This window comes from Curtobacterium sp. B18, assembly GCF_000333375.1.
Classification (GTDB): Bacteria; Actinomycetota; Actinomycetes; order Actinomycetales; family Microbacteriaceae; genus Curtobacterium.
In genome coordinates, this window is record NZ_BACZ01000346.1 from 1 (window position 1) to 14,653 (window position 14,653).

Sequence of the window (14,653 nt, forward strand, 5' to 3'; positions counted from 1 at the left end):
TCGGTGAGTGAACCCCTCAGGATCCCGGCGCCAGCGGTCTCCAGGAGGGCAGCTGAAGCATCCGAGCGGGCGAGGCCGACGACCGTGTGGCCGTGGGCGAGCAGTTCCGTGACGACGGCTGTACCGATCGTGCCGGTGCCCCCGGTGACGAAGACGTGCATGGTGGTTCCTCGATTCGAGTGATGGGGACATGTGTACCGTCACTCTAGACCCCACCATGGGACAATTGTCCCGTCGGCTAGGATCGCACCATGGCGCGATGGGAACCGGGAGCACGTGAGCGACTCGTCATCGCCGCAGTCGATCTGTTCACCGAGCAGGGGTACGACGCGACGACCGTCGTCGAGATCGCCGAGCGCGCAGGCGTGACGAAGAGCACCTTCTTCCGGCACTTCCCGGACAAGCGCGAGCTCCTCGTCGCCGGGCAGGAGACCCTCAGTCGCCTCCTCGCCGAGGGGATCGCCGAGGCTCCAGCAGAGGCGACCCCGCTGGACGCCGTCGCCGCCGGACTCGAGCGAGCCTCCGGTGAGATGGGTCCGCGGAACCGGGCGCTCGGCCCGCGTCTCAAGGCCGCCGTCGCTGCGAGTGCCGAACTCCGCGAACGCGACGCGCTGAAGAGCGTCGGTATGGCAGCGGCGATGGCGACGGCGCTCCGTGAGCGTGGGGTGCCCGAGACGCTCGCCCAGCTGGCGAGCGAGATGGGGGTCCTGGCGTTCAAGCAGGGGTACGCACGCTGGTCGGAGGGCGAGCCGAGCGACGACGACGGACTGGCGCGCCATGCGCTCGACGTGCTGCAGGAACTCCGCAGCGCGACCAGCGCGCTCGGGTGAACAGCCGGTTCGACGAGTCGGCTGCCGCACCTCGACGGCAGCGCCGCGCAACGATCCGGCTGCGCCTGACGGCTTCGCCGGTTACCGTGACCCCATGGGGCTGATCGCGGACGTGGGTCGTGGGGACTGGCTGCTCGAGCGCGCCGGAGGATGGGCGACGGCGGGCGGCGTCGCCGGGACCGGTTTCGCGGCCTACGCGCGGATCCTGCACCCGCTGCCCGCACATCGGCGGGACGCGAGCGTGACCGACCAGTGGGGTGTGCCGCTCCTCGTGGACGGGCGACCGTGGCGGTGGTCCGACATCGCCGAACGGACCGGCAAGCGGGTGCATCCGCTGGTGCAGTGGGTGCACCTGTCCGGCCGGACGCCGCCCGTCGCCGTCGAGACTGACGACGGCTGGACCGTCGGGCCACCCGAGGAGGGCCAACTCGACACCGACCTGCTCGCGGCCCTGACCGTGCACCTCGCTCGGACCACGACCACGCCGACCGACCTCGTCGCCGCCGTGTGGGAGGGATGGGGCGACCTCGGAGCGGGCTCGAGCGCGGCATCCTTCGGCTTCGGGGAGCCCACTGCGGCGGACATCGCGGCGCAGCAGCAGCTGGCGCTCGTCGAGCTGCGACACCGCAGACGGATGGTCGCCGACGCCCTGGAGGGTCCGCGCTTCGCCTGGCCGGGGCGCGGCTTCCACCTGATGACGGCCTCGCTCGACACCTTCGCCCGCCCCGACTGGCCCGACACCGTCAGCCTCGAGGACCACCCCGCGCCGGGCCACACGCCGCAGATGCTCTGGCCCGAGGACCACGCCTGGGTGCTCGCCACCGAGATCGACTGGGACGCGACGATCGTCGCTGGGAGCCGGACCCTGGTGGCGGACATCCTCGGGGACCCGCGGTTCGAGGCGTTCGAGGTCGACCCCGACGACGACCTGTCCTGGGCTGCCGACACCGTGAACCAGGGCTGAGCACGCTGCGGCGACCCGCCGCCGGACGGGAGGCGCGGTGCCAGCCGGCACCGTCCCTCCCGTCATGGCCGTCGCACCGCTGGCGCGGTGCGCCGGAACCGGCTGGTGGGGCCGTCTCCCGTCCGTCACACGGCAGGGCCATGCGACGGTGCGGCAGACTCGGGAGCCAGCACCGACGATCGGGGGACCATGCAGCAGCGGTGTGACCAGTGCCGACGACCCATCCAGGGCGAGCCGGTCCGGACGGCGACGCGGACGCTGTGCGACGCCTGCGGTGCGACGTTCCTGGGCCTCGCCGCGGGCACGCTGGCCGGGAGCGGTGACGTGGGTCAGGGGATCGCGACGGCCGGGTGGTTCGAACGGCTCCGTCGCCGGCGGCGCGGCTGAGCGTCGATCCGGGCGCGAGGCGTCAGCGGACTGCCGCGAGGACCGCTGCCTCCTCGGCGGCTGTGAGCCCGGAACGCCGCGGCCGGTCCACACCTCGTGCCCGCTCGTCCTCGAGCACCTCGGCGAGGGTCTCCTCGAGCGGACAGGCGCGGCCGCCGGCGTCGCGGAACGCCCGCGCCGACCGGTCCATCAGCGCCGTGTCGGTGCGCGGCAGCCAGAGCGGCAGGGACCGCGGCCCCGCCCAGTACGCGACGTCGTGGGCGAGCAGGACGTCGTCCTCGACCTCGACGAGCTCGCCGTCGAAGCCCGTGGCCTCGACGGCGAGCTGGAGGAAGTCCTGCATCGGCACGACGTCCCCGACGGCGTTGACGACCCCGGTGCGACCGGCCCGTCCGGCATCGCCGACCCAGCGGGCCAGGTCCTCGACGTGGACCACCTGGACCGTGCGACCGGCCGTCGTGGGGACGAGCGCGGGCCCGGGACGGCTGAGTCGGCCGGGCCAGTACCCGAACCGGTCGCTCGGGTCGCCGGCGCCGACGATCAGGCCGGGTCGGGCGACCAGCAGCCTCGACCCGAGGCGGTCGACGCTCCGCCGCTCGGCGGCGACCTTGGCGTCCGCGTACTGCGTCAGGTCGGCGGGTTCGACGACCGCGGCGTTCTCGTCCGCGCCCGGTTCGTCGTTGCGGGCGTAGACCGAGGTGCTCGACACGAGGGTCCAGTGCGCGGCGTCGTCCGCGAGGGCGTCGAGCGCGGGGCCGACGAGGTCGGGACCCCACGAGAGCTCGACCACCTCGTCCCAGGCGCCGCGCACGTCGTCGTACGCGCCGGGTGCCCGGCGGTCGGCCCGGACGAGCCGGGCGCCGTCCGGGACCGTCCCCGTCTCGCCGCGCGCCAGGCACGTGACGTCCGCCCCCGTTGCGAGGAGCGCACGGACGATCGCCCGTCCCAGCCACCCCGTCCCGCCCAGCACCAGTACCCGCACGGGTCCATTCAATCCTCGACGTCACCGAGCGTCCGGCTCGTCCACCGGGCGAGTGCTGCGGTGGCGGTCCTCGCGACGGTCGAGTCGGGCACCATGCTCGTGAAGCCGTGGAAGGCTCCGGGCCACACGTGCAGCTCGGCGTCGACGCCCGCTGCCCACAGCCCGCTCGCGAAGGCGACGGTCTCGTCGCGGAACACCTCGGCGCTGCCGCAGTCGATGTAGGTGTGCGGGAGTCCGGCGAGGTCGCTCGCCCGTGCGGGGGCGGCGTACACGGACACGTCCTCGGTACCGCGACGGTCCCCGAGGTAGGCGTCCCAACCGAACCGGGTCAGCTGCCGGTCGGCGACCCCGACGCCGTCGATCTGCCGCGTCGAGACGGTGGCGTCCCGGTCGTCGAGCATCGGCGACACGAGGATCTGCGCCAGCAGCGACGGTCCTCGTCGATCGCGGGCGAGCAGGGCGGTGCCCGCCGCGAGCCCGCCGCCGGCACTCTGCCCGGCGACGACGATGCGGTCGGGGTCGATGCCGAGCTCCTCGGCGTGCTCAGTCACCCAGATCAGGCCGGCGTAGCAGTCCTCGACCGGGAACGGGTCCGGGTGCTCCGGAGCCAGGCGGTAGTCGACGCTGATGAGCACGACGTCGTGGACCAGCAGCCAGTCGTCGTAGGAGTCGAGGTTCCCGAGGTGGTGGCCGAACACCATGCCGCCGCCGTGGATCGTGTAGACCCCCGTGGTCGCGCCCGTTCGACCGGCGCGCTGGATCACGGCGAGGTCGATCGGGTCGCCGCGGTGGCCGGGCACGGTGATGCGCCGACGCTCGTACCCGCGGGCGTGCAGCCGTGCGTCGAGTTCGGCCTCGGTGACGTCGAGCTGCCGCATGTGCGGGAGCATCTCCGGCGTGACGGTGAAGGGACCGCGTGCCGCCAGTGCGTCGAGGAACGGCACGAGTTCGGGGTCGAACGGCGGGCGAGCGAGGACTTCGGACACGGGGCACTCCTTCGATGACGAAGTGGCGACCCCCGTGAGCCGCGTGTGAGTACCCGGCAGCCGGTGGGGCGCGGGCCTTTTCCCTCTGGTCCTGACGATAGCGCATCGTCAGGACCCGGATCACACCGTCGCCTCGGTCCCCCGCACCCGTCCGACCACGACGTCGACGATGCCGGCGACGAGGGCGGCCGCCACGAACGCGAGCGCGACGCCGAGCCCCAGCGGCAGCCCCTGCGAGTAGTCGCCCTTCGAGCTCGCGAGCGCCGAGTAGAACACGCTGCCGACCGCGGCGATGCCGATCGCGGAGCCGACACGGGCGCCGACCTGGATGAGGCCACCGGCCGACCCGCCCTGCTCCACCGGCACCTCGGACAGGGTCAGGGTCTGGTTCGGCGAGATCGTCAGCCCGGAGCCGACCCCGGCGACGAGGAGCGGCACGACGAGCCACCACCCGAGGTCGGACCGGTAGTGGTTCGCGACGACCCAGATCACGGCACCGAGCCCGACGAGCACGAGGATCGTCCCGACGACGATGAGCTGCCGGCCGAACCGCGAGACGACGCGACCGCCGATGGTCGACGCCACCCCGGAGCCGATCGCGAACGGCAGCGAGGCCAGGCCGGCCATCAGCGCCGAGTAGTGCAGGCCGGACTGCAGGGCCAGCGTCAGGACGAAGAACAGTGGCGTGAACCCGGCGAAGTACAGCGTCGCGAGTCCGACGCCGAGCGAGAACGACCGGCGGCGGAACAGCCGGAGGTCGATGACGGGCTCCTTCGACCGGGCGTACCGCCGCTCCCACAGGACGAACAGCACTCCGAGCACGACGGCGGCGACCACGAGCCACCACTTCGCCGTGCCCTTCCACTCCTGCGACTGCACGAACGGCAGCAGCAGGGCGACCACGGCGGCGCCGAGCAGGGCGATGCCGACGGGGTCGAAGTCGTGCTTCCGGCCGCGTTCGGCCCGGCTCGCCCCCGGCAGGTAGCGGAAGGCCAGGAGGATCGTGACGAGTCCGACGGGCAGGTTCACGAAGAAGACGAACCGCCAGCCGTTCTCGGTGCCGAAGGCGGTGATGAGGAGGCCGCCGACGAGCGGGCCGATCGCGGTGGCGATGCCGACCGTGGCGCCCAAGAGGCCGAACGCGGTGCCGCGTTCCTTTGCCGCGGAAAAGCTGCTGGATGAGGGCGGTCACCTGGGGGGTCAGCAGGCCGCCGGCGAGGCCCTGCACCAGGCGCGCGACGACCAGCACGATCCCGTTCGGCGCGAAGCCGCACAGGGCGCTCGCGAGGGTGAAGAGCCCGACGCCGATGACGAACATGCGGCGACGACCGGAGGCGTCGCCGAGCCGCCCGCCCGGGACGAGCAGGAGCCCGAAGGACAGCGCGTAGCCCGACAGGATCCACTGCACGGCCTCCGGGGTCGCCCCGGGGAGGCCCGACGAGATCGACTGCAGCGCGACGTTGACGATCGACACGTCGAGCAGGACGATGCCGCCGCCGAGCAGGCAGATGACGAGGGCCTTCCAGCGGTTCGGGTCCGGCTGGTCGCCTGAGCCGCCATCGGAGTGCTCGGTGCGCTCGGGTGGCGCGGCGGTGGCAGCGTGGTGCGCCTCGTGGTGCGCGACGGTGGGAGCCGCATCGGGCTCAGCAGGGAGTCGGTGTTCGGGTGCCATGACGCTCTCACGCTAGGCCGCCGACGCGTCGCCGGTCCGGCGAGCACGGATCTTGTCCACACGTTCAGGAGGCGCGGTGCGCGTCCGTCACGCACCGTGCGCCCGACCGCAGCGCGTCCACCTCGGCCGCACCGCGCCTCCTGGACCGCGCTCCGCGGATCGCCGTGGGGCGCCACGACTGGCACCATGGCCTCGTGACACCCGACCCGGATCCCGCGCTCGTGCCCGAGCTCCTCGTCGCCGACGTGGACGTCAGCACCGCCTTCTGGGTGGACCTGTGCGGCTTCACCGTGCACTACGCGCGCCCGGAGGAGCGCTTCGCGTACCTGGTCCTCGGGTCGGCGCACGTGATGCTGGAGCAGGCCGGGGTCGGTCGCAACTGGGTCACCGGGCCGCTCGAGCGACCCCTCGGCCGTGGGATCAACCTGCAGATCGGGGTGCCGGACGCCGACGTCGTCGCGGCGTCGCTCCGCGCCGGGGGTGTCGAGCTCTTCATGCCGCCGGAGACGCGCTGGTACCGCGTGGGCGACGAGGAGGCCGGCGTGCGGCAGTTCCTCGTCACCGATCCGGACGGCTACCTGCTGCGGTTCCAGTCGTCCACGGGGCGCCGACCGGTCGCACCGTAGCGGGACCGTTCACGCGTCGTCGCGCAGCGCCCGGACCATGCTCCGCAGGGCACGGAGCGCTGCCTCCTGCTCGTCGGCCGACATCCCCCCGAGCATCCGGAGCTCGACGCCGCGGACCGCTGCCGAGGCCTCGGCGAGACGCTTCCGGCCGAGCGGGGTGAGCTGGACCGGCAGCGCCTTGCCCACCGGTGCCTCCGACGCACGCGACACGGAGCCGTCCCGTTCGAGTGCCTGCAGCAGGACGTTCATCGACTGCCGCGTCACGAAGGCCCCGCGGGCGAGGTCGGAGTTGGACGACCCCGGCCGCTGCGCGAGCAGTTCGAGGCACGAGTAGTGCGTGATGGTCATGCCGAGCGGGCGCAGCACGGCCTCCATCGCGGTGCGGAGCGCGCTCGACGCTTCCTTGAGCAGGTAGCCGAGGGACGTGTCGAGGTCGATGCCGTTCCCGTCTTGACGCATGTCAGTAGTCTGACATACATTGATCCGTGTCAGATAACTGACACCAACGAAGGAGCACCCCATGCCCGTCACCGGCCCCGACTTCATCTCGCTGCAGACCCGCGACCTCGACGCGTCGCAGGCGTTCTACGAGCGGTACCTCGGCCTCGTCCGCTCGCAGGCGGGTCCGCCGCACGCGGTGGTCTTCGAGACCACGCCGATCGCCTTCGCCCTGCGCGACCTCGTGCCCGGCACCGACCTGGACGCCGTGGCCCAGCCGGGCATCGGCGCGGCGATCTGGCTGCACGCGACCGACGTCCAGGCGATCCACGACGCGTTGGTCGCCGACGGGCACACGATCGTGTCCGCGCCGATCGACGGTCCGTTCGGTCGGACGTTCACCTTCGCCGACCCGGACGGGTACCAGGTGACGCTGCACGATCGCGCCTGACGATCTGCTCAGTTCCTCGCCGGGGCGGACCGGACGGTCTACGGTGTGGCCATGAGCGAGGACGCCGGGGACGAGCAGCTGTGGCGGTCGATCGTCGGGCGACCGGCCATCTGGATGGCCGTGGCGTGGACCGCCCTGGGCGTGGTCTGGCTCGTGGTCGCCGGGGTCGAGGGCGGTGACGCGTGGCGGTGGATCGTCGGTGGGGCCTGGATCGCGCTCGGCGTCGGCCGGATCGCCGTCGCGGTGTGGGACCGGCGGCACCGCCGCGGGCGCTACGCGGGGCGCTGATCCGGGCGGGGTCAGTCGTCGGCGACCGTCCGGCGGCGGACGGCCACCAGCGCGGTGACGAGGGCGGCGGCCACGAGCGCCGCGATCCCGCCGAGGACCCACGGCGTCGCCCTCGGCCCGGACGGGTCTGCCAGGGCGCTCGCGGGACCACTCGACGCCGTCGCGCTCGCGCTGGGTGCGGCCACTGCCGCCGACGGACTCACGGACGTTCCCGTCGTCGGGCTCGCGGCGGGCACCCCGGACGACGTGAACCGGTAGCTCCCCGAGATCGGGTGGCCGTCGACCGAGACGCTCCGCCACGTCACCGTGTAGGCACCGGCGGTCGTGAGGTCGGCCGCCGTGCGGAGCGTGCTGCCGTCGACGTCGACGTCCCCGCTGCCGACCTCGGTGCCGTCCGGGTCGGTGACGCTGATGACGATGCCCGACTCGAGTCCCGCCAGCGGGGGCTCCGAGAACGTCAGGGTGACCTGATCGAGGTCACCCCGGACCGTGGTGTCCGCGGCGGGTGCGGACCCGGCGAGAACGTCGTGGGCCGAGGCGGGCGTCGCGGTGGCGAGGACGATCGCGAGGGCGAACGCCGAGGCGGCGGTGGTGAGGAGGGCACGGAAGGGCACGGCCCATTGTCGCCGATCCTGTCCGGGTGTTCAGCCCATCGCGTCGTCGTAGACGCCGATCAGTCGGTCGAGGAAGGCCTGCACGGTCGCGCGCTCGTCGGGCCCGAGGTCGTCGACGATCGCCTCCATGCCGTCGATCAGCGGCAGGACCAGGTCGTACGCGCGGTCCGACGACCGCTCGGCGGCGGTGACGACGAGTTTGCGGCCGTCGCTCGGGTGGCGCTCGCGGCGGACGTGTCCGGCGGCCTCGAGCCGGTTGAGCACGAGGGTCATCGCCGCCGTCGAGATCTCGAGGCGTCGCGCGAGCTCGGTCGGGGTCGCCGGACCGGTCGCGATGAGGTGGTCCATCGCCTCGAGTCCGGCCGCGTCGACCTCGAGCGCCCGGGCGAGGTGCCGCTCGAACCGCTGCTGGCGGACGGCGACCTGCTGGACGCGTGCGCGGATGTCGTCGTCGGGGAGCACGCGTCCGTCGCGACGTGCTGCCGCCCGGTCGTGACGGTCGGTGCGGTCGTCGGCGCGCACGCCCCGGATCTGCTGCTCCTCGTTCGACACGTGTCCATGGTAGTCGTGTACATTGCCAATCTCATTGGTAATCAACGACATGAGGAAACATGACCCACCACCCTCGCGGACGCGTGCTCGTCTCGGGTGCGAGCATCGCCGGACCCGCGCTCGCGTACTGGCTGCACCGCTTCTCGTTCGAGACCGTCATCGTGGAGCGGGCACCGTCCCTCCGCACCGGCGGACAGAACGTCGACGTGCGCGGCGCCGGGCGCGAGGTCGCTCGCCGGATGGGCGTCGAGGACGCCATCCGTGCCGCCACGACCGGCGAGGTCGGCACCCGGTTCGTCCGCGCCGACGGCAGGACCATCGCCGCGTTCGCCGCGGGGACCTCCGACTCCGACGGGGCCACCGCCGAGCTCGAGGTCCTGCGGGGCGACCTCGCGCGACTGCTCGTCGAGCGGACGGTCGACGACACCGAGTACCGCTACGGCGACCGGATCACCCGCATCGACCAGGACGACGACGGCGTGACCGTGGGCTTCGAGCACGGCCCGGACGACCGGTTCGACCTGGTCGTGGCGGCGGACGGCATCGGGTCGAGCACCCGCCGACTGGTGTTCGGCGAGGAGCCCGAGATCCGGTCGCTCGGCCTCGAGACGACCTACGGCACGATCCCCCGGACGGCGTCGGACGACGACTGGTGGCGCTGGTACAACGCCCCGGGCGGCCGGTCGATCACGCTCCGCCCCGACCCGCACGGGACGATCCGTGCGGCTGTGTCGGTCGTGACGGACCGCCGGCGGGAGCGAGCCGGCTCCGACCGCGGGGACCTCGACGCCGTGCGTCGCCGCCTGCACGCCGTGTTCGGGGACGCCGGGTGGGAGGCCCAACGGATCCTCGACGGGTTCGACCACGCCGACGACCTCTACTCCGAGGCCATCGGGCAGGTGCACGCCCCGCGGTGGTCCGACGGTCGGGTGGTCCTCGTCGGAGACGCCGCGTACTGCGCGTCGCCGGTCAGCGGCATGGGGACGAGCCTCTCGCTCACCGGCGCCTACGTCCTCGCCGGGGAGCTCGCCGCCCACGTCCACCACCGTGACGCCCTCCGCGCGTACGAGCGGATCATGCGGCCGTACGTCACCCGCGCCCAGCGGCTCCCGCCCGGCACCCCGCGGCTCGCGAACCCGACGTCCCGCCTCGGGGTCGCGGCCTTCGGCGCCGCCGTCCGCGTGGCGGCGCTGCCCGTCGTGGGGCGCCTCGGGGCGCGCTTCGCCACCCCACCGGCCGAGGCGATCGACCTGCCGGACTACGCGCACCTGGGGTGACCTGCGACCGACGCCGGGCGCGGTGCGACCCCGCCACGCGCCCGGCGTCCGCCCGTTCCCCCGGTCCGGCAGCCGGATGCGCTACGGTCCGGTCATGATCGTCTGGATCAACGGGACGCACGGAGTGGGCAAGACGACCACCAGCAGGTTGCTGGCACCGCTCCTGCCGGACGCACGCGTGCTCGACCCCGAGAAGGTCGGCGAGACCCTGATGGACATCCACCCGCAGCTGTGGCCGACCGACGACTTCCAGCACTGGGACCCGTGGCGACCGCTCGTCGTCGAGACCGCGAGGCAGGTCCTCGGATCCGTGGGTGGCACGCTCGTCATGCCGCAGACGGTCCTGGTCGAGCGCTACTGGCGGGAGATCGCCGACGGACTGGCCGGGCACGGGATCCCGGTCCGGCACTTCGTCCTGCACGCCGACGAGCCCACCCTGCGCGACCGGATCGAGCACGACCAGGTCACGGGGCCGTCCACGTTCCGGTCCAGCCGCGTCGGACCGTACGCCGAGGCCGCGCGCACCTGGCTGCACGCCACCGCCGAGGTCGTCGACACGACGCACACCCCGCCCGAGCAGGTGGCCCGACACATCGCGGAGGCGGTGCTCGGCGCCCCGGACGCCTCCGCACCGTCGCCCGGGCAGGTCCGACCGTGACCGCCCTCGTGCAGCGCGCGCAGTGGTCGGTCGTGACGTCCGACCCGGCGGACGCGGCCGAGCTCGTCACGCGGATCCCCGACGTCCGGCGCGCCACGGTCGACTGTGCCGTGTCCGGGTTCTCGTTCGCGGAACGGCGTCGCGGCTCCGACCTGCTGTCCCTGGTCTCGATGGCGAGCACGGGTGTCGTCGAGGGGACGGTCGAGGCCGACACCGCGATGGTCCTCTTCTGGCTGAAGTCCGGCGGCGGTGCGGTCGACGGCGACCCGGTGCCGACCGGCCGACCCGTGCTGTTCCGCCACGATCCCCAGCACGTCCGGTGGGACGGGTTCCAGCTCGACCTCATCCGCATCGACCGGACGACGGTCGAGCAGGTGGCTGCCGAACGCGGTGCGTGGCACCCCGGACCGATCGAGTTCCAGCCGCACCACGTCCCCGAGGGACCGACCCTCGCGGCCTGGTGGCTGATGGTGCGCGCGGTGGCCGCGGACGTCCTGCGGGGACCGGAGGAGGTCACCGAGGAGCACGAACGGGAGCTGACCCGCTTCGCGGCGGGCGGCCTGCTGACCGCCATCCCGCACTGGCCGGTCGGTCAGGACCAGCCCCGCACGGCGGCGGCGGCCCGGTTCGCCCGGGCCGAGGCGTTCCTGCTCGAGCACGCGACCGAGCAGATCACCGTCGAGGACGTCGCCGCGGCGGCCGGCCTGAGCATCCGCGGCCTGCAGGACGCGTTCCGTCGACACCACGGCATCACACCGACGACCTACCTCCGGCGCATCCGGCTGCTGCTCGCCCGCGAGGGCCTGGAGTCCGGCGACGACCGGAGCGTCGGCGACGTGGCCCGCGACTCCGGTTTCGCGCACCTCGGCCGCTTCGCGGGCAGCTACCGCGACGAGTTCGGGGTGCTGCCGCGCGAGACCTGGCAGGCTGCGCGCCGCCGCTGATCAGGCGGCCTGCGCCGGTCGGTCCCGCAGTGCCGGGCAGTGCTCGGGCGTCGGGTGCTCGGTGATCGCGATGACCTCGTCGAGCCGGTCGCGCGCCGCCTCGAGCTCGGCGAGCTGCGTCGTGATCCGGTCGCGTTCGGCGACGAGGAGCGCGAACGTCTCGTCGGTGGCCACGCCGGCGTCCACGCACGGCAGCAGCTGCACCACGGTGCGACTCGGCAGTCCCGCGGCGAAGAGCTGCTGGATGAGCCGCACCCGGTCGATCGCCGGGGTGGCGTAGGCGCGCTGGCCGCTCGGTGTGCGGTCCGCGCGGAGCAGTCCCTGCTCCTCGTAGTACCGGAGTGACCGGACGCTCACGCCGGTCGCCGCGGCGAGGTCTCCGATGCGCACGATCTCCTCCTTGCACCTCACATGGATGTGAGGTCTTAGCGTAGCCGAGCCGCTGCGGGAGGTGCCCGCTCGGCAGGAGGGACACCATGGACATCGCTGGATCGGTCGCACTCGTCACGGGCTCGAACCGGGGCATCGGACGACGGTTCGTGCAGCAGCTGCTCGAGCGCGGCGCCGCCAAGGTCTACGCCACGGCGCGGCGGCCCGAGCTGGTGGACGTCGACGGGGTCGAGGTGCTGCCCCTCGACATCACCGACCAGGCCTCGGTCGAGGCCGCTGCCGCCCGGGCGTCCGACGTGACGCTGCTGGTCAACAACGCCGGGATCACGACCCAGGGATCGCTCCTCACGGACGACCTGACCGACGTCCGGCGTGAGCTGGACACGCACCTCTGGGGCAACCTCGCCATGGTCCGGTCCTTCGCGCCGCTGATCGAGCGCAACGGCGGGGGCGCGATCGTGAACGTCCTGTCGGCGCTGTCCTGGTTCGCGTACCCGGGTTCCGGCGGGTACGCCGTCGCGAAGGCCGCCGAGTGGAACATGACCAACGCCGTCCGCCTCGAACTGGCCGGGCGGGGCGTCGCCGTGCAGGGGCTGCACCTCGGGGCCGCGGACACGGACATGATGGCCGGGTACGAGGGGCCGAAGGTCGACCCGGCCGAGGTCGCCCGGTGCTCGCTCGACGGGGTGGAGCGGGGCGCGGCCGAGGTCGTCGTGGACGACTGGAGCGCCGGGGTCAAGGCCTCGCTCGCCGAGGCGCCCGAGCGGTTCTACGCGCAGTTCGCGTGACGCGACGAGCGTGATGCGGCCGGCGTGACCCAGGGACGGACGGGAGGGACGGTGCCAGCCCGCACCGCGCCTCCCGTCCGCCGCCCCGCGCGTTCCGCGCCCTCGTCGCGTCCTCCGCGCTCGCCGCGTCAGGACCGCGCACGGGATCCGGCGCACGCCGTCAGCGATCCGTCAGGACGCTGTCCGCCCGACCGCCCCCGCCGGATCGTGGAGTGGTGACCCTGACCGCGATCCTCCCGACGCTCCGCGCGTCCCTCCCCGACCCCGTGGACCCGACCCTCTGGCCCGCCCACACCGAGCCCACGACCGGCGACGTCCTGGTCGCCGCCGTCTCGATGGTCCGGCTCGCCGAGCTCGCCGGCACCCCGTGCGTGCACACCGCCGAGCAGGCGCCGCCCCGGTACCGCCCGCGCACGTGGACGCCGGGCGAGGTGAGCGTCGCCGTGGCCTCGGTCGTGCGGGTCCGACGACCCCGCACCGGTGTCGTCCTGCTCGAACTCGACGCCGTGCTGCCCCGCTTCGCGGTGCTCGACGAGGTGCGGCTCATCGGCCGCGTGAGCACCGCCGCACCGACGCGGACCTACGTCCTGACGCCGTGCGTCGGCGCGGACGACGGTCCGTTCCACCGCCTCCCGGCGCCGCTGCCGTCGGACGTCCAGGAGGGCGACCTGCTCTGCTTCCCCTGCGTCACCGCCATCCGGCACCGGGACGTGGTGGCGCCGGTCCGTGCCGAGGTCGTCCGGTGAGCGTCGTCTCCGACGTCCGGTCCCGCGTGGTGGACGGTCCGCACGTGTGGGGTCGGTACGCGGTGCGGCCCGTCGACCGGACGATGTGGAGCACCCGGACGCTCGTCGTCTACCCGCCGGGCACGACGCGTGGCGAACGTGCGGTGCTCCGCGCGTGGTCCGCCTGGCCGGCACTCGGCGCCCTCGTGGCGATCGGCGTGATGGCCGCGCTCGCCCCCCACGCCGCCCTCGGGACCGGTGCCGCCGTGGGGCTGTACGCAGCGGGGTTCCTGGTGCTCGGGCGCGCCGCCCGCCGACTCCGGCCCGGCGTGCGGACCCTGACCGTGACGACGTTCCACGGCAACGGACGCCCCGAGGTGCACGGCGACGTCCGGCTGCTCGGCGCCTCGCTCGACGCGCTGACCGTGCCGGAGCGGGCGCTCCGGCAGGGCGCGATCCGACCGGTCGACTTCGAGGCGATCTGGGCCGACGTGTGGAACGACCTGCCGCGCGACCGACGTGCCCGGTTCAGCCGCCCGACGCCGCCGGCCGCGGGACGACGAGGTCCGCTCGGGCGCTGACCGGACGGCGTCCCGTCCGGCCCGTCACTCCATCACCATCGCGGACATCCGTGTCATGAGCCCCCGGGGGACGAACCGGTGCGCGCTCGCCAGCACCGCGTTGCGGAGTCCGGACACCACGGTCGGGCCGCCGGCGCGGGAGAACGCCTGCAGACCGACGCGTGCGACCTCGTCCGCCGTCTGTCGGCCGCCCTCGAGGAACGAGCCTCCACCGGCGGCGTCGAAGAAGCCCGTCGCGGTCGGTCCGGGACAGAGGGCGAGCACCCGGACGCCCCGGCCGCGGGTCTCCCACCAGAGCGCCTCGGTGAACGAGAGGACGAACGCCTTCGTCGCGCCGTACAGCGCCATGTGCGGGGTGGGCTGGAACGCCGCGGTCGACGCGACGGTCATGACGCCGCCGACACCGCGGGCGAGCATCCCGGGCAGGAAAGCCCGCGTGAGCCGCACCAGCGCCGTCTCGTTCAGCGCGATCTGCTGGACGATGCCGTCGTCGGGCTGCT

At 73.5% G+C, this 14,653-nt stretch carries 21 protein-coding genes and 1 pseudogene; 12 read left to right on the plus strand and 10 right to left on the minus strand.

Annotated elements, in window-relative coordinates; translation table 11 throughout:
- Positions 1-161, minus strand: a 161-nt coding sequence (locus I5E_RS09475; RefSeq protein ID WP_031262029.1) for an NAD-dependent epimerase/dehydratase family protein, incomplete at its 3' end; no start/stop codon positions are given.
- A gap of 90 nt (positions 162-251) precedes the next feature.
- Here I5E_RS09475 and I5E_RS09480 point away from each other — a divergent pair.
- The 3 genes from I5E_RS09480 (at position 252) to I5E_RS09490 (ending at position 2,181) form a co-directional block, all read left to right on the plus strand.
- Positions 252-830, plus strand: a complete 579-nt coding sequence (locus I5E_RS09480) for a TetR/AcrR family transcriptional regulator (RefSeq protein WP_022906765.1) — start codon at positions 252-254, stop codon at positions 828-830.
- Between the two features lie 94 nt (positions 831-924).
- Positions 925-1,794: a hypothetical protein gene (locus tag I5E_RS09485; protein WP_022906766.1), complete on the plus strand. Its 870-nt coding sequence runs from the start codon at positions 925-927 to the stop codon at positions 1,792-1,794.
- A gap of 189 nt (positions 1,795-1,983) precedes the next feature.
- Complete coding sequence (locus tag I5E_RS09490) at positions 1,984-2,181, plus strand: hypothetical protein (protein WP_031262030.1); 198 nt, start codon at positions 1,984-1,986, stop codon at positions 2,179-2,181.
- Positions 2,182-2,203: 22 nt separating this feature from the next.
- Here I5E_RS09490 and I5E_RS09495 read toward each other — a convergent pair whose 3' ends face one another.
- The 4 genes and pseudogenes from I5E_RS09495 to I5E_RS26975 form a co-directional block, all read right to left on the minus strand.
- Positions 2,204-3,163 (minus strand): NAD-dependent epimerase/dehydratase family protein, encoded by a 960-nt coding sequence (locus I5E_RS09495; protein WP_031262031.1) that lies wholly within the window; start codon positions 3,161-3,163, stop codon positions 2,204-2,206.
- An 8-nt stretch (positions 3,164-3,171) separates the two neighbouring features.
- Entirely contained in the window at positions 3,172-4,149 is a 978-nt protein-coding gene (locus I5E_RS09500) for an alpha/beta hydrolase fold domain-containing protein (protein WP_022906768.1), read from the minus strand.
- A gap of 120 nt (positions 4,150-4,269) precedes the next feature.
- Entirely contained in the window at positions 4,270-5,280 is a 1,011-nt protein-coding gene (locus I5E_RS21540) for an MFS transporter (protein ID WP_222836458.1), read from the minus strand.
- Between the two features lie 88 nt (positions 5,281-5,368).
- A pseudogene (locus tag I5E_RS26975) lies at positions 5,369-5,821 on the minus strand (MFS transporter); the annotation flags it as partial.
- Between the two features lie 194 nt (positions 5,822-6,015).
- On the opposite strand from I5E_RS26975, the gene I5E_RS09510 reads away from it, so the two are divergent.
- Entirely contained in the window at positions 6,016-6,447 is a 432-nt protein-coding gene (locus tag I5E_RS09510) for a bleomycin resistance protein (RefSeq protein ID WP_022906769.1), read from the plus strand.
- A gap of 9 nt (positions 6,448-6,456) precedes the next feature.
- Here I5E_RS09510 and I5E_RS09515 read toward each other — a convergent pair whose 3' ends face one another.
- Positions 6,457-6,906 carry a MarR family winged helix-turn-helix transcriptional regulator gene (locus I5E_RS09515; protein WP_022906770.1) on the minus strand — a complete coding sequence of 150 codons (450 nt, stop codon included), beginning with the start codon at positions 6,904-6,906 and terminating at the stop codon, positions 6,457-6,459.
- A 61-nt stretch (positions 6,907-6,967) separates the two neighbouring features.
- Here I5E_RS09515 and I5E_RS09520 point away from each other — a divergent pair, with 61 nt between their 5' ends.
- Positions 6,968-7,336, plus strand: coding sequence for a VOC family protein (locus tag I5E_RS09520; protein ID WP_022906771.1), 369 nt, complete (start codon positions 6,968-6,970; stop codon positions 7,334-7,336).
- A 51-nt stretch (positions 7,337-7,387) separates the two neighbouring features.
- Entirely contained in the window at positions 7,388-7,624 is a 237-nt protein-coding gene (locus tag I5E_RS09525) for a hypothetical protein (RefSeq protein WP_022906772.1), read from the plus strand.
- Between the two features lie 11 nt (positions 7,625-7,635).
- Here I5E_RS09525 and I5E_RS09530 read toward each other — a convergent pair whose 3' ends face one another.
- On the minus strand, positions 7,636-8,238 hold the full coding sequence (locus I5E_RS09530; protein WP_022906773.1) for a copper resistance CopC family protein: 603 nt from the start codon (positions 8,236-8,238) through the stop codon (positions 7,636-7,638).
- 30 nt (positions 8,239-8,268) lie between these two features.
- Positions 8,269-8,790, minus strand: a complete 522-nt coding sequence (locus tag I5E_RS09535; protein WP_022906774.1) for a MarR family winged helix-turn-helix transcriptional regulator — start codon at positions 8,788-8,790, stop codon at positions 8,269-8,271.
- Positions 8,791-8,849: 59 nt separating this feature from the next.
- Between I5E_RS09535 and I5E_RS09540 the strand changes: the two genes are divergently transcribed.
- The 3 genes from I5E_RS09540 (at position 8,850) to I5E_RS22670 (ending at position 11,669) form a co-directional block, all read left to right on the plus strand.
- Positions 8,850-10,067, plus strand: a complete 1,218-nt coding sequence (locus tag I5E_RS09540) for an FAD-dependent monooxygenase (RefSeq protein WP_031262034.1) — start codon at positions 8,850-8,852, stop codon at positions 10,065-10,067.
- 94 nt (positions 10,068-10,161) lie between these two features.
- Positions 10,162-10,725 (plus strand): AAA family ATPase, encoded by a 564-nt coding sequence (locus I5E_RS09545; protein WP_042723740.1) that lies wholly within the window; start codon positions 10,162-10,164, stop codon positions 10,723-10,725.
- Positions 10,722-11,669: an AraC family transcriptional regulator gene (locus tag I5E_RS22670; protein WP_022906777.1), complete on the plus strand. Its 948-nt coding sequence runs from the start codon at positions 10,722-10,724 to the stop codon at positions 11,667-11,669. The genes I5E_RS09545 and I5E_RS22670 overlap by 4 nt, the downstream gene beginning before the upstream one ends.
- Here the strand turns inward: I5E_RS22670 and I5E_RS09555 are convergent, their stop codons facing one another.
- On the minus strand, positions 11,670-12,059 hold the full coding sequence (locus I5E_RS09555) for a MerR family transcriptional regulator (protein ID WP_031262038.1): 390 nt from the start codon (positions 12,057-12,059) through the stop codon (positions 11,670-11,672).
- A gap of 86 nt (positions 12,060-12,145) precedes the next feature.
- Between I5E_RS09555 and I5E_RS09560 the strand changes: the two genes are divergently transcribed.
- From I5E_RS09560 to I5E_RS22675, 3 genes are all read left to right on the plus strand, one after another.
- Positions 12,146-12,847 carry an SDR family oxidoreductase gene (locus I5E_RS09560; RefSeq protein WP_022906779.1) on the plus strand — a complete coding sequence of 234 codons (702 nt, stop codon included), beginning with the start codon at positions 12,146-12,148 and terminating at the stop codon, positions 12,845-12,847.
- A 215-nt stretch (positions 12,848-13,062) separates the two neighbouring features.
- A complete protein-coding gene (locus tag I5E_RS09565) occupies positions 13,063-13,593 on the plus strand; it encodes a hypothetical protein (RefSeq protein WP_042723742.1) in 531 nt (176 codons plus the stop codon).
- Positions 13,590-14,153 carry a DUF6611 family protein gene (locus I5E_RS22675; protein ID WP_022906781.1) on the plus strand — a complete coding sequence of 188 codons (564 nt, stop codon included), beginning with the start codon at positions 13,590-13,592 and terminating at the stop codon, positions 14,151-14,153. The genes I5E_RS09565 and I5E_RS22675 overlap by 4 nt, the downstream gene beginning before the upstream one ends.
- Positions 14,154-14,177: 24 nt before the next feature.
- Here I5E_RS22675 and I5E_RS09575 read toward each other — a convergent pair.
- On the minus strand, positions 14,178-14,653 hold a 476-nt coding region (locus I5E_RS09575), incomplete at its 5' end, for an SDR family NAD(P)-dependent oxidoreductase (RefSeq protein WP_022906782.1).

Bases quoted from the DNA above. Each gene is read 5' to 3' on its own strand.
- I5E_RS09480 (WP_022906765.1), top strand. From the start codon at position 252: ATGGCGCGATGGGAACCGGGAGCACGTGAGCGACTCGTCATCGCCGCA.
- I5E_RS09485 (WP_022906766.1), top strand. From the start codon at position 925: ATGGGGCTGATCGCGGACGTGGGTCGTGGGGACTGGCTGCTCGAGCGC.
- I5E_RS09490 (WP_031262030.1), top strand. From the start codon at position 1,984: ATGCAGCAGCGGTGTGACCAGTGCCGACGACCCATCCAGGGCGAGCCG.
- I5E_RS09515 (WP_022906770.1), bottom strand. From the start codon at position 6,906: ATGCGTCAAGACGGGAACGGCATCGACCTCGACACGTCCCTCGGCTAC.
- I5E_RS09520 (WP_022906771.1), top strand. From the start codon at position 6,968: ATGCCCGTCACCGGCCCCGACTTCATCTCGCTGCAGACCCGCGACCTC.
- I5E_RS09525 (WP_022906772.1), top strand. From the start codon at position 7,388: ATGAGCGAGGACGCCGGGGACGAGCAGCTGTGGCGGTCGATCGTCGGG.
- I5E_RS09540 (WP_031262034.1), top strand. From the start codon at position 8,850: ATGACCCACCACCCTCGCGGACGCGTGCTCGTCTCGGGTGCGAGCATC.
- I5E_RS09545 (WP_042723740.1), top strand. From the start codon at position 10,162: ATGATCGTCTGGATCAACGGGACGCACGGAGTGGGCAAGACGACCACC.
- I5E_RS09560 (WP_022906779.1), top strand. From the start codon at position 12,146: ATGGACATCGCTGGATCGGTCGCACTCGTCACGGGCTCGAACCGGGGC.